The following is a 25,439-nucleotide window of genomic DNA, read 5'->3' on the forward strand; positions in this document are numbered from 1 at the left end:
TCGTTCTACCTCAGCTTCAGGGTGGCAAGGCCGATCAGCACGAGAATCACGGTGATGATCCAGAAACGGACGATCACGCGCGGCTCGGGCCAGCCCTTGAGTTCAAAATGGTGGTGGATCGGTGCCATGCGGAACACACGGCGACCGGTCAGCTTAAAGGACGCAACCTGAATGACGACTGACAGGGTTTCCATCACGAACACGCCGCCCATGATGAACAGGACGATTTCCTGACGGACGATCACCGCGATGGTGCCCAGCGCCGCGCCGAGTGCCAGGGCACCGACGTCACCCATGAACACTTGCGCCGGATAGGTGTTGAACCACAGGAAGCCGAGACCGGCACCGATCAGCGCGCCGCAGAACACGATCAGTTCGCCCGCGCCCGGCACGTAAGGGATCAACAGGTATTCAGCGAATTTCACGTTACCCGACAGGTAGCAGAAGATGCCGAGGCCACCACCGACCATCACGGTCGGCATGATTGCCAGGCCATCGAGGCCGTCAGTCAGGTTGACCGCGTTGCTCGAGCCGACGATCACAAAGTAGGTCAGCACGATGAAACCGAGGCCCAGCGGAATGCTGTAGTCCTTGAGCATCGGCAGAATCAGCGTGGTTTCCACCGGGGTGGACGCAGTCATATAAAGGAAGATCGCCGCGCCGAGGCCAAACACCGACTGCCAGAAATACTTCCAGCGGCTCGGCAGACCACGCGAGTTCTTCTCGATGACTTTGCGGTAATCGTCGACCCAGCCGATGGCGCCGAACAACAGAGTCACCAACAAAACAGTCCAGACGTAGCGGTTGCTCAGGTCAGCCCAAAGCAGAGTGCTGACGCCGATCGAAGACAGAATCAGTGCGCCGCCCATGGTCGGTGTACCCGACTTGGACAGGTGCGATTGCGGGCCATCATTACGAACGGACTGACCGATCTGACGGTTCTGCAAAGTGCGGATCATCCACGGGCCATAGCACAGCGACAAAACCAGCGCGGTCAGCACACCGAGAATCCCGCGCAGGGTCAGGTACTGAAAGACCGCGAAGCCTTTGTAGAACTGTTGCAGATACTCCGCTAGCAGCAGCAGCATTAATGTTTCTCCAGACTGGACCCGCACAGAGCCGCAACGATGTTTTCCATCGCTGCACTGCGCGAACCCTTGATCAAAATGGTGGTTTTTGTGTCCTGCTCGGCGTCGAGGGCCTGAATCAGTTCGGCTTGCGTGCCGAAGTGATGCGCCTGTTCACCGAAAGCGTTTACGGCGTGAACCATGTTTGGCCCGACGGCATAAAGCGCGGAAACCTTGCCCCGGGCGTACTCGCCCACGTCGCGGTGCCCCTGCTCCGCCCAATCGCCCAACTCGCCGATATCTCCGAGCACCAGGACGGTGCGGCCGGAAAAGCCGGCGAGTATATCAACGGCCGCGCACATCGAGGTGGGGTTTGCGTTGTAAGTGTCATCGATCACGCGCATACCGTTTTTCGCCAGTTGCGCGACGGTGCGACCCTTGACCGGTTGCACGGCGCCAAGCCCGGTGGCGATGCCGAACAGCGACACGCCCAAGGCGTGAGCGGCAGCGGCGGCGGCCATGGAGTTGGCGACGTTATGCGTGCCGAGCAGGTTCAGTTGAACGCGCTCGACACCTTCAGGTGTGTGCAGATTGAAGGCCGGGCAACCACGGGCATCGGTGCTCAGATCGCTGGCGTAAAAGTCCGCGTGCGTGTTGCTCAAGGCAAAAGTCAGCACTTTGCGCGCGCCCGCACGGGTCTTCCAGATACCGAAAGCCTTGTCATCGAGGTTGAGCACGGCGACACCATCGGCCGCCAGCCCGTCGATGATTTCGCCTTTGGCTTCGACGATTTTTTCCGGCCCGCCGAACTCACCAACATGCGCGGTGCCGGCATTGTTGAGGATCGCCACGTGCGGCTTGGTCAGGCCAACGGTGTAAGCGATTTCACCCAGACGCGAGGCGCCCAGTTCGATCACCGCCGAAGTGTGTTCCGGGGCCAGTTCGAGCAGGGTCAGCGGTGCGCCGAGGTCGTTGTTCAGATTGCCACGGGTCGCCAGCACCGGACCGCGGGTGCGCAGGATGCTCGCGAGCATTTCCTTGACCGTGGTCTTGCCGCTGGAGCCAGTGATGGCAGCGACTGGCTGAGTGAACGCGGCACGGTTCAAGGCACCCAATTGGCCGAGGGCCTGACGGGTGTCTTTGACCAGCAGTTGCGGCAGCGTGCTGTCGGCGACTTCACGCTCGACCAGCGCGGCAACGGCGCCTTTGCCAGCGACATCATTCAGATAGTCATGACCATCGAAACGCGGGCCGGTCAGCGCTATAAACAGTTGGCCTGGCTGGATCGCGCGACTGTCGATGCTGACGCCGTCGAAACTGGCATCGGCGGCGATCAAACGGGCGTCGAGCGCGTTGGTCAGTTCGCTGAGTTTGAGGGCCTTAAGCATGGGCCACCTCCCAAGCGGTCAGGGCGTGATCAGCCTCGACCAGATCGGAGAAAGCGTGGCGCTCGCCGTTGATTTCCTGATAGTCCTCATGACCTTTACCGGCCAGCACAATCACGTCATCGGCGGACGCGCCGGCAATCAGTTGCGCGATCGCCTGACCACGGCCGGCGACGAAGGTGACTTTATCCACAGCCGTGAAACCGGCGCGGATGTCATCGAAAATCACTGCCGGATCTTCAGTGCGGGGGTTGTCGTCGGTGACCAGCACCTGATCGGCCAGACGCTCGACCACTTCGGCCATCAACGGACGCTTACCGCGATCACGGTCACCGCCGCAGCCGAACAGGCACAGCAGTTGACCTTTGACGTGCGGGCGCAAAGCGGTCAGAACCTTTTCCAGCGCATCCGGGGTGTGGGCGTAATCGACCACCACCAACGGCTGAGTGCCACCGCCAAGACGCTGCATGCGACCGGCCGGGCCTTCGAGTTTCGGCAGTACTTTGAGAATTTCGTCGAGCGCGTAATCCAGACCGAGCAAGGCGCCGACGGCTGCCAGTACGTTGCTCAGGTTGAAACGACCGAGCAAGGTGCTGCGCAGATGATGTTCGCCCTGCGGCGTCACCAGTGTGGCGCGCACGCCGTGGTCATCGAACTGCGCTTCGCGGCAATATAGATAGGCGCTGCTGTCGAGCAGGCTGTAGGTGATCAGGCGCGATTCGCGTTTTTCAGCGGCCAGTTGCCGGCCGAAATCGTCGTCGAGGTTGACCACGCGGCACTTCAGATCATTCCAGGCGAACAGCTTGGCCTTGGCCTCGGCGTACGCCTGCATGGTGCCGTGATAGTCCAGGTGGTCGCGGGACAGGTTGGTCATCACCGCGACGTCGAACGCCAGCGCAGTGACGCGGCCCTGATCCAGACCGTGGGACGAGACTTCCATGGCCACGGCTTTGGCGCCGGCCTTTTTCAGGTCGCCCAACGTTGCTTGCACGGCGATCGGATTCGGCGTGGTGTGCAGACCGCTTTGCAGTGCGCCATAGAAGCCGGAACCCAAGGTCCCAACGATGCCGCAATGCTGACCGAGCAGATCCAGCGCCTGCGCAACCAATTGGGTCACGCTGGTTTTGCCGTTGGTGCCGGTCACGCCGATCAAGTTCAGGTGATGACTTGGCTCACCGTAAAAACGCCCGGCGATGTCCGACAGCTGCGCCGCCAGACCTTTGACCGGAATCAGCGGCACGTCGGTGATCGGCAGCACGGTGGCACCTTCAACTTCATACGCTACAGCCGCCGCGCCGCGTTGCAAGGCATCGGCGATGTGCGCACGGCCATCGAATTTGCCGCCGGGCACGGCGAGGAACAAATCGCCCGCGCGTACGTTGCGGCTGTCCAGCGCCAATTCACGGATCAACAGATCGTGGCCGGCGTGGGGGAATATCTTGTTCAGACTTAATGACATCAGCCGCGCCCTCCATTGGCTTTCAGCGGAACGACCGGGGTAGCGTTGGCTTGTTGCGTCGTCGGCAGGTTGTCCGGCGTTACGTTCATCAGACGCAGGGTGCCGGACATCACACGGCTGAACACCGGCGCGGAAACCAGACCACCGAAGTAACCGGCCTTGGACGGTTCATCAATCACGACAACGATGGCGTAACGCGGATCGCTCATCGGACCGAAACCGGCGAACAGCGAGCGGTAAGAGTTTTCCGCATAGCCCTTGGTGCCCACCGAGGTCTTACGCGCAGTACCCGACTTGCCCGCCACGTGATACGCCGGCACCTGCGCACGGAACACGCCGCGCGGCGCTTCGATCACCTGAGTAAGCATGCCTTGCAGGGTTTTCGCGACGGCTTCCGGCAGCACCTGCGTGGTCTGCGGTGGCTTGTCGGTTTTGATCAGGGTCAACGGCGCGAGACGACCGTTGTTGGCCAATGCCGAGAACGCGTGGACGAGCTGAATCGCGGTCACGGAAATACCGTAGCCGTAAGAAAGCGTTGCGGTTTCAGCCTTGCGCCAATCGCGGTAGTTCGGCAGGTTGCCGACACGTTCGCCCGGGAAGCCAAGGCCGGTGTCCTGGCCGAGGCCGACTTTCTGCGCGAGGCGGAAAATCGTTTCGCCGCCGATATCGAACGCGACCTTACTCATGCCGACGTTACTGGAATTGATCAGGATGCCGGTCAGGTCGAGCACCGGACCTTCGCTCTTGGAGACGTCCTTGATGGTGTATTTGCCGATCTGCAGGGAGCCCGGATACACCTCGACGGTGTCGCTCGGTTTCCAGCGGCCGGTTTCGATTGCGGCAGCCATCGAGATGGCTTTCATGGTCGAACCCGGTTCGAACACGTCGATCATCGCGCGGTTACGCATCATCGCCGGTTGCAGGTTGCGGCGGTTGTTCGGGTTGTAGGTCGGCTGGTTGACCATGGCCAGAATCTCGCCGGTCTTGACGTCCATGATCACCAGGCTGCCGGCCTTGGCGCCGTTCTCGATGATCGCGTTACGCAGCTCGCGGTTGGCCAGATATTGCAGGCGCAGGTCAATGGACAACGCCAAGGGCTTGCCGGCCTTGGCGTTTTTGGTGACCTGGACATCCTTGATCAGCCGTCCGCGCCGATCCTTGATGACCTGTCGTTTGCCCGGCACCCCGGCGAGCCATTCGTCATAAGCCAGTTCGACACCTTCGCGACCGTGGTCGTCGATGTCGGTAAACCCGACCATGTGTGCGGTGACTTCACCGGCCGGATAGAACCGGCGGAATTCTTCGATGCCATAAACGCCCGGCACTTTCAGGTCGAGCACAGCCTGGCCTTGCTCGGGGGTCAGCCCGCGCACCAGATAAATGAATTCTTTGTTGGCCTGGGCTTCGAGGCGTTCAGTCAGGGCTTTCGGGTCCTGACCCAGCGCGGCGGCGAGTGCCGGCCACTTCTCTTTCGCCGTTTGCATTTCCTTGGCGTTGGCCCACAGCGTGGTCACCGGGGTACTCACGGCCAAAGGCTCGCCGTTACGGTCGGTGATCAGACCACGGTGAGCCGGAATCGGAATGTGACGCAGGCTGCGCGCATCGCCCTGACCTTTGAGGAAGTCACGGTCAACCACTTGCAGGTCGATGATGCGCCAGCAGATCGCCGCGACCATGATGCCAAGCAGCGCCACCATCAGGCGGAAGCGCCATGGGAACAGTGCGCCTTCGAGTTTCATCATGGCGCCACCATCTTCACGTCAGCCGCGCCGGGGATGTGCATTTTCAATTGTTCGGTGGCCAGCACTTCGATGCGGCTGTGCGCGGTCCAGGTGCTCTGTTCAAGAATCAGACGGCCCCACTCGGCCTGCGCCTTGTCGCGCACGCTGAGTTCGTTGTAAAGGGTGTTGAGCAACTGCCGGTTCCAGTGCGCGCTGTACGACACGGCGATGGCCGACACGAGCACGCCGATAAACAGCAGCAGCATCAGAAAGCTGCCGCCGGGCAGTGGCTTGGCGAAAAGCTTGCTCACCGCAGCTTCTCCGCGACGCGCATGACGGCGCTACGGGAACGTGGGTTGGCTTTGAGTTCGGCGTCGGAGGCCGTCTGCGCTTTGCCATGGACTTTGATTTTCGGTTCGAACGCGACATGGCGAACCGGCAGGTTGCGCGGCAGGTTGTCGGCTTCGCCTTTCACCAGCTTGCGCATGAACAGTTTGACGATGCGGTCTTCCAGCGAGTGGAAGCTGATCACGACCAGACGGCCGCCAACTTCCAGAGCATCCAGTGCGGCTTCGAGGCCGGCTTCCAGATCACCCAGCTCGTTGTTGACGTGAATGCGCAAACCCTGGAATGCACGGGTGGCCGGGTTCTTGCCCTTTTCCCATGCCGGGTTGGCGACTTTCAACACTTCAGCCAGATCGGCGGTGCGCTCGAACGGCTTGATATCGCGACGTTCGGCGACCGCGCGAGCCATGCGACCGGAGAATCGCTCTTCGCCGTATTCCTTGAACACCCGGGCGATTTCCTCAGCCGGCGCGGTGTTGACGAATTCGGCAGCGCTGATGCCGCGGGACGGGTCCATGCGCATGTCGAGCGGGCCGTCGTTGAGGAAACTGAAACCGCGCTCGGCGTCGTCGAGCTGCGGCGAAGACACGCCGAGGTCGAGCAGAATACCGCTGACCTTGCCGCTCAGACCCTGTTCGGCAACCACCGAACCGAGCTCGGCAAAGCTGCGCTGCACAACGACAAAGCGGCCGTCTTCGGCCGCTAGCGTTTGCCCGGTGGCAATCGCTTGTGGATCTTTGTCGAATCCGATGAGCCGACCGTCCGTGCCGAGCTGGCTGAGGATCAGCCGGCTGTGGCCGCCGCGCCCGAACGTGCCGTCCAGATAGCAGCCATCAGGACGTACGGCGAGAGCCTCGACGGCTTCGTCAAGCAGTACGGTGATGTGGTTAAAGCCGCTATCAATAGTCACAGGATCAAATCACGCAGTTCATCAGGCATCGCGCCCGGTTGTTGAATGGCAGCAAGGTCAGCGGCAGATACCGCGTTCCATGCATCCTCGTCCCACAATTGGAACTTGTTCAGTTGGCCTACCAGCATCGCGCGCTTATCCAATTTGGCGTATTCGCGCAGACGCGGCGGAACCAGAAAACGACCACTGCCATCGAGCTCGAGGTCGACGGCGTTGCCAATCAATAAACGCTGCAGGCGACGGTTCTCTTCGCGAAGCGAAGGGAGTGCGCGCAACTTGGTTTCAATAATTTCCCACTCGTCGAGCGGATAGACACACAGACACGGATCAACGGCATCAATGGTCACGATCAATTGGCCGGAACTGCGCGAATCGAGCTCGTCACGGTACCGGCTCGGCATAGCGAGACGGCCCTTTGCGTCGAGACTGATAGCGTTAGCTCCGCGAAACACGTCTGCGTTTCTCCAATTTTTATCGTTTTGAGCTCAAAAAACCCACTTCATGCCACTTTCCGCCACTTGCGCACACTATAGGAATGCGCCCACCACACCGTCAAGGCGCGGATTAAAGGAAAACCCTTACAGAACGGAGATTTAGGAGCATAAAAGGAGGAGTAACGACAATCTGGCGCAGACTTTTGACCCATAACCTGATGCAGCACTGATAGCTGCGCTCGAAAGTTAAAGTAATTTGTTAAGAGTAAGATTTTTTCGGTATTACAAAAGCGCTTCTGCTGTTGATTGAAGCAAGGTGGGAAATGGCTATTACTGCGTTTGCCGCTGCCGAACTTTCAGCCCAGGCTTGCTGATGTTACACAGCCCTGTTGCCATTGATTCAAGCAGGGAAAGAAAAAGGTGGAGAGTCGATCTGTAAGCCGGGTTCTGTCTTGAACAGTCATTCGTCTACGATGGCCATCACTGGACATCTTTAGCAACCTACCCGGTCCCAGCGCGGGCCACGCCTTGGGACCCTATTTGGTCTTGCTCCAAGTGGGGTTTACCTAGCCACGAACTGTTGCCAGACGTGCGGTGCGCTCTTACCGCACCTTTTCACCCTTACCGGCGCCGAAGCGCTTAGGCGGTTATTTTCTGTGGCACTTTCCGTAGGCTCACGCCTCCCAGGCATTACCTGGCACTTCGCCCTATGGAGCCCGGACTTTCCTCCCCCCCCTAATTTTCATAGAGGGCAGCGACTGTCCGATCGACTCTCCGCCGCGAAGGTTAACGGCAGAGCGCCCGAAGAACAAGCGCTAAAAGCCTCAAGACCGCTATGGGCGACGGCTTACACGCCTTTCTGTTTATCCAGCGCGACCTGATACAACACGTTTTTGCGCTCGCCGGTGATCTGCGCTGCCAGCGCGGCGGCACGCTTGAGCGGCATTTCTTCGAGGAGCAGATCGAGGATGCGCATCGCTTCGCTGCTGACGGCGTCTTCAGACTCCGGCGCGGTCCAGCCGGCGACCAGCACCACGCATTCGCCGCGTTGCTGATTGCTGTCGGATTCGACGAATGCACGCAACTCAGCCAATGGCAGACCTTTAAGCGTTTCAAAGGTTTTGGTGATTTCACGAGCGAGCAATGCCTGACGCTCTCCACCAAACACTGCTTCCATATCCTGCAGACATTCAAGAATGCGGTGCGGAGCTTCGTAAAAGATCAGCGTGCGCGGCTCTTCTTTAACGGCTTCCAGTCGCGCCTTGCGCCCGACCGACTTGGCCGGCAGAAAACCTTCAAAGATAAAACGATCGGATGGCAGCCCCGCCGCCGACAACGCGGCGATAAGCGCACAAGCACCCGGCACCGGCACCACATTGATTCCGGCTGCGCGAGCCTGACGCACCAAATGATAACCCGGATCGGAAATCAGCGGCGTCCCGGCATCGGAAATCAGCGCGACGTTATCACCGGCCAGCAAGCGGGTAATAAAGCGGCTACCTTCATCTCGTTCATTGTGTTCGTGACACGCAGCCAGCGGCGTGCCGATCCCGAAGTGCTGCATGAGGCGCGCCGAGTGACGGGTGTCCTCGGCGGCGATCAAGGCGACTTCACGGAGGATCTTCAATGCCCGGGCGCTGATGTCGTCCAGGTTGCCGATGGGCGTCGCCACCACATAAAGCGAGCCAGCAGCGGAATTCAGGGAACCTGGAGCAGTCAAAGCGCACACCTCGTGATCGGTAAAAGCGGCCATTGTAGCGCGACACGAGGCTTGCGACGCGCCTCGACCCACCATGGTTTTGCGCGCAGTTGTGCGCCGCCGCAACATTTACTCCAGCTAAATCGTCCGATTCACGCCAGTAACATCGCGCCCCGGCCAGTGCTTGGGTACAATTCGACGCTAATTTGATCGAGTATCAGGAACACTTACATGATCGCTTGCCTGCGGCTGTTCACTGCCCTCTGCCTCGCTGCCCTGTTGGCGGCTTGCGCCAGCTCCCCTTCCTCCAGCCTTGGCGAACTTCCACGGACCCCGGATGCCAGCATCGAGCAACTGCTCGAACAGGCTAGCCAGGCGAAAACCCCGGAAAAAGCCGCCCTGCTGCGCCTGAGTGCTGCGGATCTGGCTTACCGTCAGGGTAACGCCGGCCAGTCTGCGCAGATCCTGCAACAAGTGCCGATGGAGCAACTGAAGCCAGGCCAGCAGATTTTCGCCAGCACGCTGAATGCTGAGCTGGCCATGACCCGCAATCAGCCGAAAGCTGCGCTGACGGCCCTGAGCCATCCAAGCCTGCAACATTTGGGTGAGATGCCTGAAGAGCAGCAAGTGCGCACCGGCACCGTGCATGCCCGCGCCCTTGAAGCCGATGGCCAGACACTCGCCGCCGCCCGCGAGCGCGTGTTTATCGCTCCGATGCTGCAAGGCGAAGCCGCGAGCAAGAACCACGAAGCGATCTGGACCCTGATTGGTTCGCTGCCGACCGACCAACTGCAACCGAACAGCACCGACGATCTCGGCGGCTGGATGGGCCTGGCCATGGCGGTGAAATCCGCAGGCACCCTGGAACAGCAGCAAGCCGCGATCGACACCTGGCGCGCGCAGAATCCAAAACACCCGGCCGCAATCAACCTGCCGCTGCCGCTGACCAAACTCAAGGAACTGGCCAGCCAGCCGCTGAGCAAAATCGCCCTGCTGCTGCCACAGGACGGTCAATTGGCCGCCGTCGGCAAGGCACTGCGTGAAGGCTTCATGGCCGCGCACTACCAGGCTCAACAGGCCGGGCAAAAGCCACCAGCGATCGAGTTCTACGACAGCTCGAAGCTGACCTCGATGGACGAGTTCTACCGCAAGGCTCAGGCTGATGGCGTGCAATTGGTTGTCGGCCCGCTGGAAAAACCACTGGTCAAACAGCTGAGCACCCGTCCGCAACTGCCGATCACCACCCTCGCGCTGAACTACAGCGAAGGTGATCAAGGCCCGGCGCAGCTGTTCCAGTTTGGTCTGGCCGCTGAAGACGAAGCCCGCGAAGTCTCGCGCCGCGCCCGTGCCGATGGCCTGCACCGCGCCGCCATCATGGTGCCGAAAGGCGAATGGGGCGACCGCGTACTGCGTGCGTTCAGCCAGGACTGGCAGGCTAACGGCGGCAGCATCGTAGCCACCGAACGCGTTGATCAGCCGGTGCAACTGGCTCAGCAGATCGCTGACATGTTCCAGCTGCGTCAGAGCGAAGCCCGCGCCAAGAGCCTGCAAAATGCCGCCGGCACTAACGTCGCCGCGCAGCCGTCGCGTCGTCAGGACATCGAGTTCATCTTCCTTGCTGCCACGCCACAACAGGCGCAGCAGATCAAGCCGACCCTGAATTTCCAGTACGCCGGTGACGTTCCGGTTTACGCGACCTCGCACGTTTACAGCGCCAGTGGCGACGTCAACCAGTACAACGACATGAACGGCATTCGCTTCTGCGAAACCCCATGGCTGCTGGACAGCAGTGACCCATTGCGTCAGCAAGTGGTTGCGCAGTGGCCGCAAGCCGCCGGCAGCCTCGGCCGCCTGTACGCGATGGGTGTCGATGCCTATCGCTTGGCTCCGCGCCTGGGGCAACTCAAAGCGCTGCCGGACAGCCGCATCGACGGTGAGTCGGGCAGCCTCGGCATGACCCAGACCCAACGGGTCGTGCGTCAATTGCCTTGGGCACAGTTCGTCAGCGGCCAGGTGCAGCGCCTGCCGGACACCCCGCGCTGATGCCCGACAGGTCACGCTCGCAAAGCGGTAAGGATGCCGAGCGCCAGGCGCTCGAGCATCTGCAACAACACGGTCTGCGCCTGCTGGCGCAGAACTGGTTATGCAAACGCGGCGAGCTTGATCTGGTCATGCTTGATGGCGATACAGTAGTATTCGTTGAAGTTCGCTACAGAAAAAACACTCAATGGGGTGGCGCGCTCGCTAGCATCGATGGGCGCAAGCAGCAGAAACTGATTTTCGCTGCACAGTATTTTCTTCAGCGCGAGTCGCGTTGGGCCAATTCCCCTTGCCGCTTCGACGTGGTGGCTATCGACAGCCATCCGGATCAACTGAACTGGTTGCAGAATGCTTTCGACAGTTGATCGCAGGCGTTGCGACCCGGACAATCCCACCGACAAATTTTGCTCTTTGCTTTGCGGGCTGCACATTCATGTGCCGGACAGCCGCGCTACTTAAGGTCACACAGATGGACATGCAATCCCGAATTCGCCAGCTTTTCCAGGCCAGTATCGACACCAAGCAACAGGCGATGGACGTACTTGCACCGCACATCGAGCAAGCCAGCCAGATCATGGTCAACGCCCTGCTCAACGAAGGCAAAATGCTTTCGTGCGGCAATGGCGGCTCAGCCGGCGATGCCCAGCACTTCTCCTCCGAGTTGCTCAACCGCTTCGAGCGCGAGCGTCCGAGCCTGCCAGCTATCGCCCTGACCACCGATACCTCGACGATCACTTCGATCGCCAATGACTACAGCTACAACGAAGTGTTCTCCAAACAGATCCGCGCGCTCGGTCAGCCAGGCGATGTCCTGCTGGCTATTTCGACCAGCGGCAACTCGGCGAACATTATTCAAGCGATCCAGGCCGCACATGATCGCGAAATGATTGTCGTAGCTATGACCGGACGCGATGGCGGCGGCATGGCGTCGCTGCTGCTGCCCGAAGACGTCGAGATTCGCGTTCCGGCCAATGTCACCGCACGTATTCAAGAAGTCCACTTGCTGGCGATCCATTGCCTTTGCGATCTGATCGACAGCCAACTGTTCGGGAGTGAAGAATGACCCCTAATCGCCTTGGCCTTCTGGCCTTGACCCTGTGCCTCGGCATCAGCGGCTGCACCTCGGTGGTGAACGCCAGCCGTGAAGCACCGATCGACGACGACCGTGGCACGCGCACCTTCGGTAGCAAGATCGACGACTCGTTGATCGAAACCAAAGTCGGTGTGAACGTGGCCAAGGCCGACCCGGCCCTGGACAACGATTCGCACATCGTCGTCACCAGTTTCAACGGTGTTGTCTTGCTGGCCGGTCAAACCCCTCGCGCAGACTTGAAAGCCAAGGCTGAGCAGGCAGCAGCCGCCGTGCAACGGGTAAAAACCGTTCACAACGAACTGCAGGTCATACCGCCGTCCGGCTTCCTGGCTCGTCAGAATGACACTTGGTTGACCTCCAAGATCAAGACCCAGATGCTCACCGACGCCAGCATCCCTGGCTCGCGCATCAAGGTCGTGACCGAGAACGGTATTGTCTATCTGCTGGGCCTGCTGACCAAACAGGAAGCCACCCAGGCGACCAATCTGGTTCAGGGCGTTTCCGGCGTGCAGAAGATCGTCAAACTCTTCGAATACATCGACTGATAGCTGAAACGCGCACACAAAAAAGGCGATCCATCCGGATCGCCTTTTTTATTACTTCACCACTTTCAGGCTTGGCCGGCCGCTAGGGCGCGGCGGCTCGCTGTCCGGTGGTGGCAAGTCGTCATCCGACTCGATCTCTTCCTCGTCATCCATCGGCGACTCGAGATCGAACACCATGCCCTGACCGTTCTCCCGGGCGTAGATCCCCAGGATCGCGCTGATCGGCACGTACAAGCTGTGCGGGACACCACCGAAGCGACCTTCGAAGGTCACCACGTCGTTGTCCATGTGCAGATGACGCACGGCACTTGGCGAGATGTTCAGGACAATCTGCCCGTCACTGGCGAAACCCTGCGGCACCTGCACCGCCGGGTATTCGGAATTGACCAGCATGTGCGGGGTGCAATCGTTATCAACAATCCACTCGTAGAGCGCGCGGACCAGATAAGGTCGACTGGAGTTCATAGCGGCTCCTTAAGCCTTAGCGCATATCGCGTTCGACACCAGACAGACTCGCCTGGAAAGCCTCACGCGCAAACGAGCGCTCCATATAATCAAGCAGCGGCTTGGCTGGCCGCGGCAGTTCAATACCCAGAATCGGCAAACGCCAGAGTATTGGCAATAGGCAGCAATCCACCAGACTTTGTTCCTCACTGAGGAAAAACGGCTTGTCGGCAAACAGCGGCGACACGCCCGTCAGGCTTTCACGCAATTCCTTGCGCGCCACGACACGCGCGGCCTCCTTGGACTTGGGATCCAGAATCAGATCCACCAGACCACACCAGTCGCGCTGAATACGATGAATCAGCAGGCGGCTGTTGGCACGCGCCACCGGGTAAACCGGCATCAACGGCGGGTGCGGGTAACGCTCATCCAGATATTCCATCACCACGGTCGACTCCCACAACGCCAGGTCACGATCGACCAGCGTCGGCAGACTGCCGTAAGGGTTTACCTCAATCAGTTTAGGCGGCTGGCGACCAGCTTCCACATAAATGATCTCGGCGCTGACACCCTTCTCTGCAAGCACAATGCGCACTCGGTGGGAATAGTGGTCGGCGGGGTCGGAGTAACAGGCCAACCGATTGGTCACGCCCATGGCGATCCTCCTCGCTTGTTGAATTTGTCGGAACCGGAAAAACGCGCGCGCCCAGAGGGCGCCTCCCGCAACGCTTGGCGAACCAGACGTTGCGTTATTGGAGGCGCCCTTGGGCGCGCGCGATTAACAGCAATGCTTGAAGCGTATCAGTGCACGTCTTTCCAGTATTCACGCTTGAGCAGGTAGGCGAACACAAAGAAGAACGCCAGGTACAGCAAGACATAAGTACCGATGCGCTGATGTTGCAGCTTAACCGGGTTAGCCGAGTAAGCCAGGAAGGTTACCAGATTCTTGACCTTCTCATCGAACTGCTCTTCGTTCAGAGCACCGGATTTCGGCACGATGGTCAGTTGATCGCACGCTTCATGCGTCAGAGGCGTGCCGGTCAACGGATCATATTGCTTCTTGCCGTCTTCGACGATCTGCACCTGTTTGCAGCCCACGACCTGGCGACCTTGCAGGCCGACCAGCACGTTAGGCATGCCGACGTTCGGGAAGACCTTGTTGTTTACACCCCAAGGACGTGCCGGATCTTCGTAGAACGAGCGCAGGTAACCGTAAAGCCAGTCAGTACCACGCACGCGCGCCACCAGGGTCAGATCCGGTGGTGCCGCGCCGAACCAGGTCTTGGCGTCCGCCGGCTGCATGCCGATGTTCATGTGATCGCCGATCTTGGCGCCGGTGAACACCAGCTTCTCCAGCATCATTTCGTGAGGAATGCCCAGATCATCGGCAACCCGCTCGTAACGCTGGAACTTGGCACTGTGGCAACCCATGCAATAGTTGGCAAAAGTACGTGCGCCATCCTGCAGGGCGGCCTTGTCGGAAACGTCGATGTCGACTTTCTCCAGCTCAGGACCTCCGTGCTCAGCAGCGAAAGACAGGACAGGCAAAGCAGCAAAAATCAGAGCGAAAAATAACTTTTTCATCAGCCAGTCACCCTTTCCGGAACCGGTTTGGTCTTCTCGAGCCTGGTGTAGAACGGCATCAGAATGAAGTAGGCGAAGTACAGGAAGGTGCAGACCTGCGACAGCAAGGTTCGCTCCGGCGTCGGCGCAAGAACACCGAGAATGCCCAGAATCACGAACGAAATGCAGAACACCAGCAGCCAGATTTTGCTCATCCAGCCCTTATAGCGCATCGATTTGACCGGACTGCGGTCCAGCCATGGCAGCACGAATAGCACCGCAATCGCCGCGCCCATGGCAATCACACCCATGAGCTTGTCGGGGATCGCCCGCAAGATTGCGTAGAACGGCGTGAAGTACCAGACCGGGGCAATGTGCTCTGGTGTCTTGAACGGGTTAGCCTGCTCGAAGTTTGGTTTTTCGAGGAAGTAGCCGCCCATTTCCGGGAAGAAGAACACAATAAAACAGAAGATAAACAGAAACACCACGACACCGACTATGTCTTTCACGGTGTAGTACGGGTGGAAGGCAATGCCGTCCAGCGGGATGCCGTTTTCGTCTTTGTGCTTCTTGATGTCGACGCCGTCAGGGTTGTTCGAACCGACTTCGTGCAAGGCCAGAATGTGCAGCACGACCAGACCGAGAATCACGATTGGCAGAGCCACCACATGCAAGGCGAAGAAGCGGTTCAGGGTGATCCCGGAGATCAGGTAGTCACCACGAATCCACTGCGTCAGGTCGTTTCCGATCACCGGAATCGCACCGAACAGCGAGATGATCACCTGGGCACCCCAGTAGGACATCTGACCCCAAGGCAACAGATAACCCATGAAGGCTTCGGCCATCAGCGCCAGGTAAATCAGCATGCCGAAGACCCAGACCAGCTCGCGCGGTTTCTGGTACGAACCGTAGAGCAGGCCACGGAACATGTGCAGATAAACCACGATGAAAAACGCCGAAGCGCCGGTCGAGTGCAGCAGACGCAGGATCGAGCCGTACTCGACGTCGCGCATGATGTATTCAACGGAAGCGAAGGCTTCTTCTGCCGACGGCGTGTAACTCATCGTCAGCCAGACACCGGTAACGATCTGATTCACCAGCACCAGCAGCGCCAAGGAGCCGAAGAAATAGAAGAAGTTGAAGTTTTTTGGAGCGTAATACTTGCTGAGATGGTCTTCCCACATTTTGGTCGCGGGAAAGCGCGCATCAACCCAATCCATGAACTTGCTCATCACGCTTTCTCCGTATCGACGCCAATGACAATCAGGTCATCGGTCTCATAGGAATGCGGGGGAACTGGCAGGTTCAAAGGCGCAGGTTGCGACTTGTAGACGCGGCCAGCCAGATCGTAGTGGGAACCATGGCAAGGGCAGAAATAGCCACCGACCCAGTCTTTACCGAGATCCGCAGGTGCCACTTCGGGACGGAAGGTTGGTGAGCAACCCAAGTGTGTGCAGATCCCGATCAGCAGCAGAATTTCCGGCTTGATCGAGCGCACTTCAGGGTCGACATAGGTGGGTTGCGTGGAGTTTTTGGAGGTTGGATCGGAGAGCTGGCCCTCGATCTTCTTGAGATTCCCCAGGATTTCCTCGGTACGGCGGACAATGAACACCGGCTGGCCGCGCCATTCAGCAATCATCTGCTGTCCTGGCTCGATTTTGCTGACATTCACTTTCACCGGTGCACCGGCGGCTTTCGCCTTGGCACTGGGAAACCATGACCCCACGAACGGGACCGCAGCCCCCACCGCTCCTGCAGCACCCACCACGGATGTGGCTGCTACCAAGAAGCGACGCCGGCCTGCATTCACGCCGTCATTGCTCATTCAGTCCTCTCCCATCAGCTTTTGTGGCCTGTTAAATCAGGCGTCTACTAAATAAATCAATGTTACTTATAAAAATTTTGCCGAGATGGTAATGAAAAGCCCCAATTCTGACAAGGGAATTACCCGGAGCTCTTACCCTCAAGCCTTGCAGTATAGGGGGTCTACGGAAGTGGCAAGTTGTCGCAGCGCAATTCTTTGATAAATCACAGGCATAAAAAAACGCCCGCTTCCGTGAGGAGGCGGGCGTTCTTTTTGAACGCGGAAGCGGAATTAACGCTTCGAGTACTGCGGACGCTTACGCGCTTTACGCAGACCAACTTTCTTACGTTCAACTTCACGGGCGTCGCGAGTAACGAAGCCAGCTTTGCGCAGAGCGCCACGCAGGGTTTCGTCGTAGTCCATCAGAGCGCGAGTGATGCCGTGGCGGATTGCGCCAGCTTGACCACTTACACCACCACCGATCACGGTGACGTAGATGTCGAACTTCTCGACAGTCTCGGTCAGCTCCAGCGGCTGACGAACTACCATGCGGGCAGTTTCGCGGCCGAAGAAGTTATCCAGCGAACGGTTGTTGATGGAGATGTTACCAGTACCCGGACGCAGGAAAACGCGTGCGGTTGCGGTCTTGCGACGGCCAGTGCCGTAATTTTGAGTCGCCGACATAATGTACTATTCCGTTAAAACTTCAGTTCTTGGGGCTGCTGAGCAGTATGTGGGTGTGCAGCGCCCGCATAGACTTTCAGCTTACGGTACATGTCGCGACCCAGTGGGTTTTTAGGCAGCATGCCTTTAACCGCGGTCTCGATCACGCGCTCAGGGGCTTTAGCGATCAGCTTTTCAAAGTTGATCGACTTGATGCCGCCCGGGAAACCGGAGTGGGAGTAGTACATTTTGTCAGTGGTTTTAGCACCGGTAACACGAATCTGCTCAGCGTTGATTACGACGATGTAGTCGCCGGTGTCAACGTGAGGAGTGTACTCAGGCTTGTGCTTGCCACGCAGACGGCTCGCGATTTCGGTGGCCAGACGACCCAGGGTCTGACCAGCAGCGTCGACGACAAACCAGTCGCGCTTTACTGTTTCCGGTTTAGCAGTAAAAGTTTTCATTCTTTATAGCCTCAGGGGCCGCCCTGTAAATTAGACGGCGGATCTTACTGAATAGTGCGTACTTTGACAAGTCAAAGGCAGCCGGATACAGACGCTTTCGGGGGCTCGGGTCGGCGCGTCCGTTCAACGGCAAGATTCTTCGGCGGCGGCGCATCACTTCCACTGCAGAAAGAGGTCGGCAATTATGCAGATTGCGAAAAATATTTCAACCTGCTTTTATGATTGTTTTGCCCAAGGAGCACCCGATGGACTATCGCCAGCTAGGCCGTACCGACCTGAACGTGAGTGCAATCTGCCTCGGCACCATGACCTGGGGCGAGCAAAACACTGAAGCTGAAGCCTTCGCGCAGATCGAAAGGGCCAAGGAAGCCGGGATCAATTTCATCGACACCGCCGAGATGTATCCGGTGCCGCCGAAAGCCGAAACCTACGCCACCACCGAGCGCTACATCGGCAATTACTTCAAAAGTCGCGGTGATCGCGCCGACTGGATTCTCGCCAGCAAGATCGCCGGCCCGGGCAACACCATTGACTACATCCGCGACAAAAACCTGCGCCACAACCGCCAGCACATCACCGCAGCGGTGGACGCCAGCCTCGAGCGCCTGCAGACCGATTACATCGACCTGTACCAATTGCACTGGCCGGAACGCAGCACCAACTTTTTCGGACAGCTGGGCTACAAACACAAGATCGAAGCCAACCTGACGCCGCTCGAAGACACCCTCGAAGCGCTCGACGAACAGGTGAAGGCCGGCAAGATCCGCCACATCGGCCTGTCCAACGAAACGCCGTGGGGCACCATGCGTTTTCTGGCATTGGCTGAGGCCCGTGGCTGGCCGCGTGCGGTGTCGATCCAAAACCCGTACAACCTGCTCAACCGCAGCTTTGAAGTCGGTCTGGCAGAAATCGCCATTCGCGAGCAATGCGGTCTGCTGGCCTATTCGCCGCTGGCGTTTGGTTTTCTGTCAGGCAAGTACGAAGGTGGCGCCCGGCCGCCGAAAGGTCGTCTGAGCCTCTACAGTCGCTTCAGCCGCTATTTCAACGCGCAGTCGGAAGCAGCGTGCAGCCGCTATGTGGCGCTGGCCCGTGAACACGGTCTGGATCCTGCGCAGATGGCGCTGGCGTTTGTCACGCAGCAACCGTTCGTCACCAGCAACATCATTGGTGCGACGACGCTTGAGCAACTGGACAGCAACATTGCCAGTTTTGATCTGAAGCTTTCCGACGAAGTGCTGGCAGGGATCGAAGCGATTCACAAGGATCATCCGAATCCTGCGCCTTGATTGAACGCTAAAAGCTTCGCGAGCAGGCTCGCTCCCACAGGCACGGAGATCCCCTGTGGGAGCGAGCCTGCTCGCGAAGAGGCCGATCAGATCATCACCAAAGCGGAACGCGGAGCGTCCCCGGCGGCATTCCCACGCAGAGCGTGGGAACGATCATCAAAGCGAACGCGCAATGATCTCCTTCATGATTTCATTGGTGCCGGCATAAATCCGTTGCACCCGCGCATCCGCCCACGCCCGGGCTACCGGGTATTCCCACATGAAACCGTAGCCGCCATGCAACTGCACGCATTCGTCGAGTACCTTGCATTGCAGATCGGTGCCCCAGTATTTGGCCATCGCCGCTGTCGGCACATCCAGCTTGCCTTGCAGATGCAGCTCCAGACATTTATCGACGAACACTCGACCGATCTGGATTTCAGTCGCCATCTCCGCCAGCTTGAAGCGGGTGTTCTGGAAGTCGGCAATCGCCTTGCCAAAGGCCTTGCGATCACGGGTGTAATCAAGCGTCCATTGCAACGCCGCTTCAGCTGAAGCCAGGCCACCAATCGCTACCGTCAGACGCTCTTGCGGCAACTCCTGCATCAGATAAGCAAACCCTGCCCCAGCCTGCCCCAGCAGGTTTTCCTTCGGCACGCGCACATCCTGAAAGAACAATTCCGAGGTGTCCTGCGCCTTCATGCCGACCTTCTCCAGGCGCTTGCCCTTGTCGAAGCCCGGCGTATTCGCCTCCACCAGAAACAGGCTGGTGCCCTTGGCGCCGGCCTTCGGATCGGTCTTCGCGACTACGATCACCAAGTCCGCCAGAAAGCCGTTGGTGATAAAGGTTTTCGAACCGTTGATTACATATTCATCACCGTCAAGCACAGCGGTGGTCTTCACACCTTGCAGATCGGAACCCGCCCCCGGCTCGGTCATCGCGATAGCAGTGACCATCTCGCCCGAAACCAGTTTCGGCAGGTATTTGTGCTTCAGCGCCTCGCTGCCGTAATGCAGGATGTACGGCGCGACAATGTCCGAATGCAGCGAGAAACCGATGCCGGTCAGGCCCAGTCGACCGACCTCCTCGATCACCACCGCGCTGTAAAGAAAGTCCGCTCCCAGCCCGCCATACTCTTCCGGCAGGTGCGAGCAGAGCATCCCCGCCTCCCCTGCCTTGTTCCAGAGTTTGCGGTCGATATAGCCTTGCTTCTCCCATTGCGCATGAAACGGCACGGCCTCTTTTTCGAGGAAGGTGCGGACGCTGTCGCGAAACAATTCGTGCTCGGGGCTAAACAAGGTTCTGGGGATCATGCGGCACCTTTCTTTGTTGTTGGAGGGAGATGACCTTCAGAGACTAAGCCTCCCCTCTGACACAGGACACTGGACACATCCGACAAAAAATAAGACGATCCAGCCGTCTGGTGACCACTTTCCCTTATAAAAACAAAACAAAAGTTGAATTATGTCCAAGCAAGTCTCCACGCCCTTGCGGCGCGTCAGCATCCTGGCAATCGACCGGGTTTTCGCTTCCACTCTCATGCAAGCCAAGGATTTCTTCCATCTGGCCAGCCTGCGTTATGGCAAACAACTGGGCCACGGCCTGACACCGGCGTTTGAAACACGCCTGGTCAGCCCCGACGGCAAACCGGTGAACAGCTTCAGTGACGTCGTGATGCCGGTCGACGGTGGCCTGGAAAACGCCGATGTCATTATCCTCCCGGCGTTCTGGGACGATTTCGATACGCTGTGCAGCCGTTATCCACAAGTCCTGCCATGGCTGCGCGAACAACACTCGCGCGGCGCCGTATTGTGCGGCGAAGCCACCGGGGTGTTCTGGCTGGCCGAGGCCGGTCTGCTCAACGGCAAGGAAGCGACCACCTACTGGCGCTTCTTCAATGCCTTCGCCGAGCGGTTTCCCAAGGTCTACCTCAATCAGGACAAGCACCTGACCGACGCCGACAACCTGTACTGCGCCGGCGGCACCACCTCAGCCTGCGATCTCTACATTTACTTGATCGAGCGCTTTTGCGGGGCCAACGTCGCGCAAGCCGTGGCCCGCGACATTCTCTATGAGGTGCAGCGCAGCTATGCGCCGGGACGCATCGGTTTTGGCGGGCAGAAACTGCATCAGGACGTAATCATCCTGCAGATTCAGCATTGGCTCGAAGAGCATTTCGCCGACAAGTTCCGCTTCGAAGACGTGGCCCGCGAGCATGGCATGAGCATCCGCAATTTCATGCGACGCTTCCAGACGGCCACCGGTGACAAGCCACTGCATTACTTGCAACGGCTGCGTATCGAGACCGCCAAGGGTTTGTTGTCCGGGAGCCGCAAGAGCATCAAAACCATCAGTTATGAAGTCGGTTACGACGACGCGAGCTTCTTTGCGCGGCTGTTCCGTCAGCACACTGAACTGTCGCCGAACCAGTATCGGCAGCAGTTTCAGCAGGCGGCGTAGCCCCCCCCGAAGCAAATACAAAACCTGTGGGAGCTGGCTTGCCAGCTCCCACAGGGATCGCAGTGCATTCGAGTTTCTTCAGCGCATAAAAAAGGGCCTGCAATTGCAGGCCCTTTTTCTTTGCCGATTCTGTTTAAGGCTTGTGCGCCCGCGACAGGAATTCGTGCGATTGCATCTCCAGCAGACGGCTCAGCGTGCGCTGGAATTCGAAATTCAAGCGGCCGCCGGTGTACAGATCCTTCAGCTCGACTTCAGCGGAAATGATCAGCTTGACGTTGCGGTCGTAGAACTCGTCGACCATGTTGATGAAACGACGGGCGATGTCGTCGGTGGTGACGCTCATCTGCTCGACACCGCTGAGCAGCACGGCGTGGAAAATCTTGCCCAGTTCGATGTAGTCGTTCTGGCTACGTGGGCCGTCGCACAGTTCGCGGAAGTCGAACCAGGCCACGTCGTCACACGTGCGCAGCGCACGGATCTCGCGGTTTTCGATCATCAACACGTCGTTCTCGACCGCTGCGGTGCACTCTGGCGTCAGAGCCTTGAAGCTCTTGCGCAGGCTTTCGTGAGCGGCTTCGTCGAGCGGATAGTGGAACAGTTCCGCTTGTTCGAGGTGACGCAGACGGTAGTCGACACCGCTGTCGACGTTGACGATCTCGGTGTTCTGCTTGATCAGGGCGATGGCTGGCAAGAAACGCGCGCGTTGCAGGCCGTCCTTGTACAGACCGTCCGGCACGATGTTCGAGGTCGCGACCAGGGTCACGCCATTCTTGAACAACTCTTCCATCAGCGTGCCGAGGATCATCGCGTCGGTGATGTCGGAGACGAAGAATTCATCGAAACAGATCACCCGCGACTCGGTCGCGAAGCGCTTGGCGATGATGGTCAGCGGGTTTTTCTCGCCGCCGAGGGTTTTCATCTCTTCGTGCACACGCTTCATGAAGCGGTGAAAGTGGGTGCGGGTCTTTTCCTTGAACGGCAGCGCTTCGAAGAAGGTGTCGACCAGATAAGTTTTGCCGCGACCTACGCCGCCCCAGAAATACAGGCCCTTGACCGGCGTCTGATCTTTTTTGCCGAACAGTTTGCTCAGCAGACCCGGTTTGTTCTGATCGGCGGCGATCAGATCCTCGTACAGACGCTGCAGATGACGCACAGCAGTTTCCTGCGCGGCGTCATGGAAGAAGTCCGGGCGTTTCAGATCAGCTTGGTATCGTTCTAGGGGCGTCATAATTCGTTAGCAAGGCAACAAAAACGGGCCGTCACTGTAGCGACGGCCCGTGGGAATGGCAATCGGCCCTTGGTCGGACCGTGCCGCCGATTAGTCCTGAACCGGGGTCAGCGCGACGCGCAAAGCCTCGATGGCCGCGTCCCGCGCCGCAGCGTCGGCGAATGCCGGGCTGTCGCCAACGCACTCGCCATGCAGCCACACACTGAAGTTCAGGTCTTCTTTACGCACCTCCAGATTGAGACCGGCTTGCAGCTCCTTGGTCACCTGCCCGGCGGTTTTACCATCGGCGAAGTTGCGCGACAGCAGCAGTTGCTCGCCATCGGCCGCCAGCAGACGGAAACGGAAGCTGCCGTCGTCTTCACGGAAGCTGACGAAGCGTGCGGCTTTTGCGGCTTTCTTCTTGGTCGTCGCGGCAACCTGAACCTGATTGACGAAGGAACGCAGGCCAACGGCTTCGCGCAGTTCGTTGAGGAACGGCGTTGCCACGGCACGGGCTTTCTTGGCGCCGATCTGCAGGATGTCTTCCAGATCCGCCGGGCGCTCGATCAACTGGTGATATTTGTCGCGCGCGTCGCCGAGATCGTTGTCGAGCAACTGGAACAGACGGTTCTTCGCCTCGCCCCAACCCAGACCGCCGAGCAATTCGCTGCGGAATTCGTCAGCCTGCGCTGGCGTGGCGAAGGCCTGGAACAGGGTGAACAGGTGCGAGTTGTCAGGATCCTTGGCTTCGCCTGGCGCTTTGGAGTCGGTGACGATGCGGGAGATCGCGTCCTTCATCTCTTTGGCGCTGGAGAACAACGGGATGGTGTTGTCGTAGCTCTTCGACATCTTGCGACCGTCGAGGCCCGGCAACGTCGCCACGCTTTCTTCGATCAGCGCTTCAGGCATGGTGAAGAATTCTTTGCCCTGACCGAACAGGTGGTTGAAGCGCTGACCGATGTCGCGGGCCATTTCCACGTGCTGGATCTGGTCACGACCGACCGGTACTTTGTGCGCATTGAACATCAGGATGTCCGCCGCCATCAGTACCGGATAGCTGTAGAGGCCCATGGTGATGCCGGCGTCCGGGTCTTCACCGGTTTCGATGTTCTTGTCCACCGACGCCTTGTAAGCGTGCGCACGGTTGAGCAGGCCCTTGGCGGCCACGCAGGTCAGCAGCCAGGTCAGCTCAGGGATTTCCGGGATGTCGGACTGGCGGTAGAAAGTCACGCGGTCGACATCGAGGCCACCGGCCAGCCAGGTCGCGGCGATTTCCAGACGCGAGCGCTGGATGCGCAGCGGGTCATCGCATTTGATCAGGGCGTGGTAGTCGGCCAGGAAGTAGAACGAATCGGCATTGCTGTCGCGGCTGGCGAGGATCGCCGGGCGGATGGCGCCGGCGTAGTTGCCCAGGTGCGGCGTGCCGGTGGTGGTGATGCCGGTGAGGATACGGGTACGGTTCGTCATGGGTAATCGCTTGTCAGACTGCAATCAATTCGAGAGACGCGGCAGGATCAGATCCTTGAGATCGGTCAGCTTGCCATGAAAAAAGTGTCCGCATTCTGCCACTTTCAGCAGCTCATGGGGGCGCTGGAGTTTTTCCGACCAGTCGTAAACCAGTTGCGGATCGATGACTTCGTCGGTTTCCGGCTGGATCACCGTGAGTTCACCCTGCTGCGGCAGTTGATCCTGCTCGCCCAGACGCATCACTGCCGGCGCGACCATGAACAGGTGCTTGAGCTGCACGCCTTGGGCTTCGAGACGACCGCCGAGACTTGCTGCAACAAATCCGCCGAAGGAAAAACCGAACAGGGTCAGCGGCAGATCCGGGTGTTTTTCTCGCAGCCATGCAGCGGCAGCCTGAGCATCGTCGACCTCGCCGGTGCCCATGTCGTGCGAACCTTCGCTGGCACCGACGCCACGATAGTTGAAGCGCAAGGTGATCAGGCCCGCATCGCGCGCGGTGCGCTGCAGGGTCGAGACGACCTTGTTGAGCATGGTGCCGCCCTGCACCGGGTTCGGATGGCAGATCAGCGCGATGCCGATTGGCTGCTCGTTATCCAGATACAGAGACTCAAGTTGACCCACCGGGCCGTCAATCACTACAGGGGTTTCACGCATCAGCAAGGAAGGAACTCCGTGACCTCGAATCAGGTCGACTCGTCTAGCAAATTGTCTGTGCCAATCTATTGCGAGTGAATCGCGGTATACAGCGCAGGTTCGAGCCGTTAACGTAAAGCAAAGCCGTTTATAGAGGAAGGACTCGTGGAACACTCGCTCTTAGTTTGGTTGTTACCGACTCTTGCCCTGGTTGTGGGTGTCGCCATTGGATTCCTGATCGCGCGCGTTGCGCCGAACGCCGCGCCGAGCCGTACGCAGCGTCAACTGGATGATATCCAGGAGCGTTTCGACAGTTATCAAAACGAGGTGGTCACCCACTTCAACAGCACCGCGATGCTGGTCAAGAAGCTGACCCAGAGCTATCAGGAAGTGCAGGATCATCTCGCCGAGGGCGCCAATCGTCTGGCCCTGGACGAGCAGACCCGCCAGCGCCTGATCGCCGCCCTGCACGCTGACGCGGCAGTCGCACCACGTGAACGCCTGACGCCACCGCGCGATCAGGAGCCGCCACGTGATTACGCACCGAAGACCCCGAACTCACCGGGCATGCTCGATGAGCATTATGGTTTGAAGAAGTAATCAGCCTTCGCTGACAAACAAAAAGCCCCCGGACAGCGATGTGTCCGGGGGCTTTTTTGTATCCGATGATTTGTGCCTGTTTGTTATGCCCCCTTCGCGAGCAAGCTCGCTCCCACAGGGTTAGGTGTGGAACACAACTTTTGTGTACATCATCAATTCCTGTGGGAGAT

At 58.9% G+C, this 25,439-nt stretch carries 26 protein-coding genes and 1 other RNA gene; 7 read left to right on the top strand and 20 right to left on the bottom strand.

What is annotated here, in order from left to right:
- Window positions 1-5: 5 nt before the first annotated feature.
- The 9 genes from mraY to rsmI all read right to left on the bottom strand — a co-directional run bounded on the left by mraY (window position 6) and on the right by rsmI (window position 9,074).
- Window positions 6-1,088: a phospho-N-acetylmuramoyl-pentapeptide-transferase gene (gene mraY, locus AC3IUF_RS24575; protein ID WP_007917000.1), complete on the bottom strand. Its 1,083-nt coding sequence runs from the start codon at window positions 1,086-1,088 to the stop codon at window positions 6-8.
- Window positions 1,088-2,455, bottom strand: a complete 1,368-nt coding sequence (locus tag AC3IUF_RS24580; protein WP_489279559.1) for a UDP-N-acetylmuramoyl-tripeptide--D-alanyl-D-alanine ligase — start codon at window positions 2,453-2,455, stop codon at window positions 1,088-1,090. The genes mraY and AC3IUF_RS24580 overlap by 1 nt, the downstream gene beginning before the upstream one ends.
- The gene (locus tag AC3IUF_RS24585; protein WP_007917005.1) at window positions 2,448-3,911 is read right to left on the bottom strand and encodes a UDP-N-acetylmuramoyl-L-alanyl-D-glutamate--2,6-diaminopimelate ligase; all 1,464 of its coding nucleotides are present in this window, start codon (window positions 3,909-3,911) and stop codon (window positions 2,448-2,450) included. Before AC3IUF_RS24585 ends, AC3IUF_RS24580 begins: the two co-directional genes overlap by 8 nt.
- Entirely contained in the window at window positions 3,911-5,650 is a 1,740-nt protein-coding gene (locus tag AC3IUF_RS24590) for a peptidoglycan D,D-transpeptidase FtsI family protein (RefSeq protein WP_174245137.1), read from the bottom strand. Before AC3IUF_RS24590 ends, AC3IUF_RS24585 begins: the two co-directional genes overlap by 1 nt.
- Complete coding sequence (gene ftsL, locus AC3IUF_RS24595) at window positions 5,650-5,943, bottom strand: cell division protein FtsL (RefSeq protein WP_007917008.1); 294 nt, start codon at window positions 5,941-5,943, stop codon at window positions 5,650-5,652. The genes AC3IUF_RS24590 and ftsL overlap by 1 nt, the downstream gene beginning before the upstream one ends.
- Complete coding sequence (rsmH, locus tag AC3IUF_RS24600; protein ID WP_007917010.1) at window positions 5,940-6,887, bottom strand: 16S rRNA (cytosine(1402)-N(4))-methyltransferase RsmH; 948 nt, start codon at window positions 6,885-6,887, stop codon at window positions 5,940-5,942. Before rsmH ends, ftsL begins: the two co-directional genes overlap by 4 nt.
- Window positions 6,884-7,339: a division/cell wall cluster transcriptional repressor MraZ gene (gene mraZ, locus AC3IUF_RS24605; protein ID WP_007917012.1), complete on the bottom strand. Its 456-nt coding sequence runs from the start codon at window positions 7,337-7,339 to the stop codon at window positions 6,884-6,886. The genes rsmH and mraZ overlap by 4 nt, the downstream gene beginning before the upstream one ends.
- A gap of 402 nt (window positions 7,340-7,741) precedes the next feature.
- Window positions 7,742-8,095, bottom strand: an RNA gene (rnpB, locus tag AC3IUF_RS24610) — RNase P RNA component class A.
- Window positions 8,096-8,168: 73 nt separating this feature from the next.
- Window positions 8,169-9,074: a 16S rRNA (cytidine(1402)-2'-O)-methyltransferase gene (rsmI, locus tag AC3IUF_RS24615; protein WP_034156477.1), complete on the bottom strand. Its 906-nt coding sequence runs from the start codon at window positions 9,072-9,074 to the stop codon at window positions 8,169-8,171.
- 177 nt (window positions 9,075-9,251) lie between these two features.
- Here rsmI and AC3IUF_RS24620 point away from each other — a divergent pair, with 177 nt between their 5' ends.
- From AC3IUF_RS24620 to AC3IUF_RS24635, 4 genes are all read left to right on the top strand, one after another.
- On the top strand, window positions 9,252-11,063 hold the full coding sequence (locus AC3IUF_RS24620; protein ID WP_007917016.1) for a penicillin-binding protein activator: 1,812 nt from the start codon (window positions 9,252-9,254) through the stop codon (window positions 11,061-11,063).
- On the top strand, window positions 11,063-11,425 hold the full coding sequence (locus tag AC3IUF_RS24625; protein ID WP_007917019.1) for a YraN family protein: 363 nt from the start codon (window positions 11,063-11,065) through the stop codon (window positions 11,423-11,425). Before AC3IUF_RS24620 ends, AC3IUF_RS24625 begins: the two co-directional genes overlap by 1 nt.
- Before the next feature lie 104 nt (window positions 11,426-11,529).
- Window positions 11,530-12,123: a phosphoheptose isomerase gene (locus AC3IUF_RS24630; protein ID WP_007917022.1), complete on the top strand. Its 594-nt coding sequence runs from the start codon at window positions 11,530-11,532 to the stop codon at window positions 12,121-12,123.
- Window positions 12,120-12,698, top strand: a complete 579-nt coding sequence (locus AC3IUF_RS24635; RefSeq protein ID WP_007917023.1) for a BON domain-containing protein — start codon at window positions 12,120-12,122, stop codon at window positions 12,696-12,698. The genes AC3IUF_RS24630 and AC3IUF_RS24635 overlap by 4 nt, the downstream gene beginning before the upstream one ends.
- 51 nt (window positions 12,699-12,749) lie before the next feature.
- Here the strand turns inward: AC3IUF_RS24635 and AC3IUF_RS24640 are convergent, their stop codons facing one another.
- The 7 genes from AC3IUF_RS24640 to rplM all read right to left on the bottom strand — a co-directional run bounded on the left by AC3IUF_RS24640 (window position 12,750) and on the right by rplM (window position 17,636).
- Entirely contained in the window at window positions 12,750-13,163 is a 414-nt protein-coding gene (locus tag AC3IUF_RS24640; protein ID WP_007917024.1) for a ClpXP protease specificity-enhancing factor, read from the bottom strand.
- Between the two features lie 16 nt (window positions 13,164-13,179).
- The gene (locus AC3IUF_RS24645; protein ID WP_007917025.1) at window positions 13,180-13,797 is read right to left on the bottom strand and encodes a glutathione S-transferase N-terminal domain-containing protein; all 618 of its coding nucleotides are present in this window, start codon (window positions 13,795-13,797) and stop codon (window positions 13,180-13,182) included.
- Window positions 13,798-13,943: 146 nt separating this feature from the next.
- On the bottom strand, window positions 13,944-14,726 hold the full coding sequence (locus AC3IUF_RS24650; RefSeq protein ID WP_007917027.1) for a cytochrome c1: 783 nt from the start codon (window positions 14,724-14,726) through the stop codon (window positions 13,944-13,946).
- On the bottom strand, window positions 14,726-15,937 hold the full coding sequence (locus AC3IUF_RS24655; RefSeq protein WP_007917029.1) for a cytochrome b: 1,212 nt from the start codon (window positions 15,935-15,937) through the stop codon (window positions 14,726-14,728). The genes AC3IUF_RS24650 and AC3IUF_RS24655 overlap by 1 nt, the downstream gene beginning before the upstream one ends.
- Entirely contained in the window at window positions 15,937-16,530 is a 594-nt protein-coding gene (gene petA, locus AC3IUF_RS24660; protein ID WP_007917031.1) for a ubiquinol-cytochrome c reductase iron-sulfur subunit, read from the bottom strand. Before petA ends, AC3IUF_RS24655 begins: the two co-directional genes overlap by 1 nt.
- Before the next feature lie 270 nt (window positions 16,531-16,800).
- Complete coding sequence (gene rpsI, locus AC3IUF_RS24665; protein ID WP_003205364.1) at window positions 16,801-17,193, bottom strand: 30S ribosomal protein S9; 393 nt, start codon at window positions 17,191-17,193, stop codon at window positions 16,801-16,803.
- 14 nt (window positions 17,194-17,207) lie between these two features.
- The gene (gene rplM / locus AC3IUF_RS24670) at window positions 17,208-17,636 is read right to left on the bottom strand and encodes a 50S ribosomal protein L13 (protein ID WP_007917032.1); all 429 of its coding nucleotides are present in this window, start codon (window positions 17,634-17,636) and stop codon (window positions 17,208-17,210) included.
- 245 nt (window positions 17,637-17,881) lie between these two features.
- Between rplM and AC3IUF_RS24675 the strand changes: the two genes are divergently transcribed.
- The gene (locus AC3IUF_RS24675) at window positions 17,882-18,922 is read left to right on the top strand and encodes an NADP(H)-dependent aldo-keto reductase (RefSeq protein ID WP_007917033.1); all 1,041 of its coding nucleotides are present in this window, start codon (window positions 17,882-17,884) and stop codon (window positions 18,920-18,922) included.
- A gap of 156 nt (window positions 18,923-19,078) precedes the next feature.
- Here AC3IUF_RS24675 and AC3IUF_RS24680 read toward each other — a convergent pair whose 3' ends face one another.
- Window positions 19,079-20,215 carry an acyl-CoA dehydrogenase family protein gene (locus AC3IUF_RS24680; protein WP_095112414.1) on the bottom strand — a complete coding sequence of 379 codons (1,137 nt, stop codon included), beginning with the start codon at window positions 20,213-20,215 and terminating at the stop codon, window positions 19,079-19,081.
- Between the two features lie 250 nt (window positions 20,216-20,465).
- On the opposite strand from AC3IUF_RS24680, the gene AC3IUF_RS24685 reads away from it, so the two are divergent.
- Entirely contained in the window at window positions 20,466-21,362 is an 897-nt protein-coding gene (locus tag AC3IUF_RS24685; RefSeq protein WP_171057287.1) for a GlxA family transcriptional regulator, read from the top strand.
- A gap of 133 nt (window positions 21,363-21,495) precedes the next feature.
- Here the strand turns inward: AC3IUF_RS24685 and zapE are convergent, their stop codons facing one another.
- From zapE to AC3IUF_RS24700, 3 genes are all read right to left on the bottom strand, one after another.
- Window positions 21,496-22,590 carry a cell division protein ZapE gene (zapE, locus tag AC3IUF_RS24690; RefSeq protein ID WP_034156483.1) on the bottom strand — a complete coding sequence of 365 codons (1,095 nt, stop codon included), beginning with the start codon at window positions 22,588-22,590 and terminating at the stop codon, window positions 21,496-21,498.
- A 90-nt stretch (window positions 22,591-22,680) separates the two neighbouring features.
- Window positions 22,681-24,036: a tryptophan--tRNA ligase gene (locus AC3IUF_RS24695; RefSeq protein ID WP_007917052.1), complete on the bottom strand. Its 1,356-nt coding sequence runs from the start codon at window positions 24,034-24,036 to the stop codon at window positions 22,681-22,683.
- A 24-nt stretch (window positions 24,037-24,060) separates the two neighbouring features.
- Window positions 24,061-24,690 (bottom strand): alpha/beta hydrolase, encoded by a 630-nt coding sequence (locus AC3IUF_RS24700; RefSeq protein WP_038361122.1) that lies wholly within the window; start codon window positions 24,688-24,690, stop codon window positions 24,061-24,063.
- Between the two features lie 144 nt (window positions 24,691-24,834).
- Here AC3IUF_RS24700 and AC3IUF_RS24705 point away from each other — a divergent pair, with 144 nt between their 5' ends.
- Window positions 24,835-25,269 (top strand): Z-ring associated ZapG family protein, encoded by a 435-nt coding sequence (locus AC3IUF_RS24705; protein ID WP_007917055.1) that lies wholly within the window; start codon window positions 24,835-24,837, stop codon window positions 25,267-25,269.
- The last annotated feature ends 170 nt before the right edge of the window (window positions 25,270-25,439 follow it).

The sequence above is a fragment of the Pseudomonas sp. KH_040 genome (genome assembly GCF_057839305.1).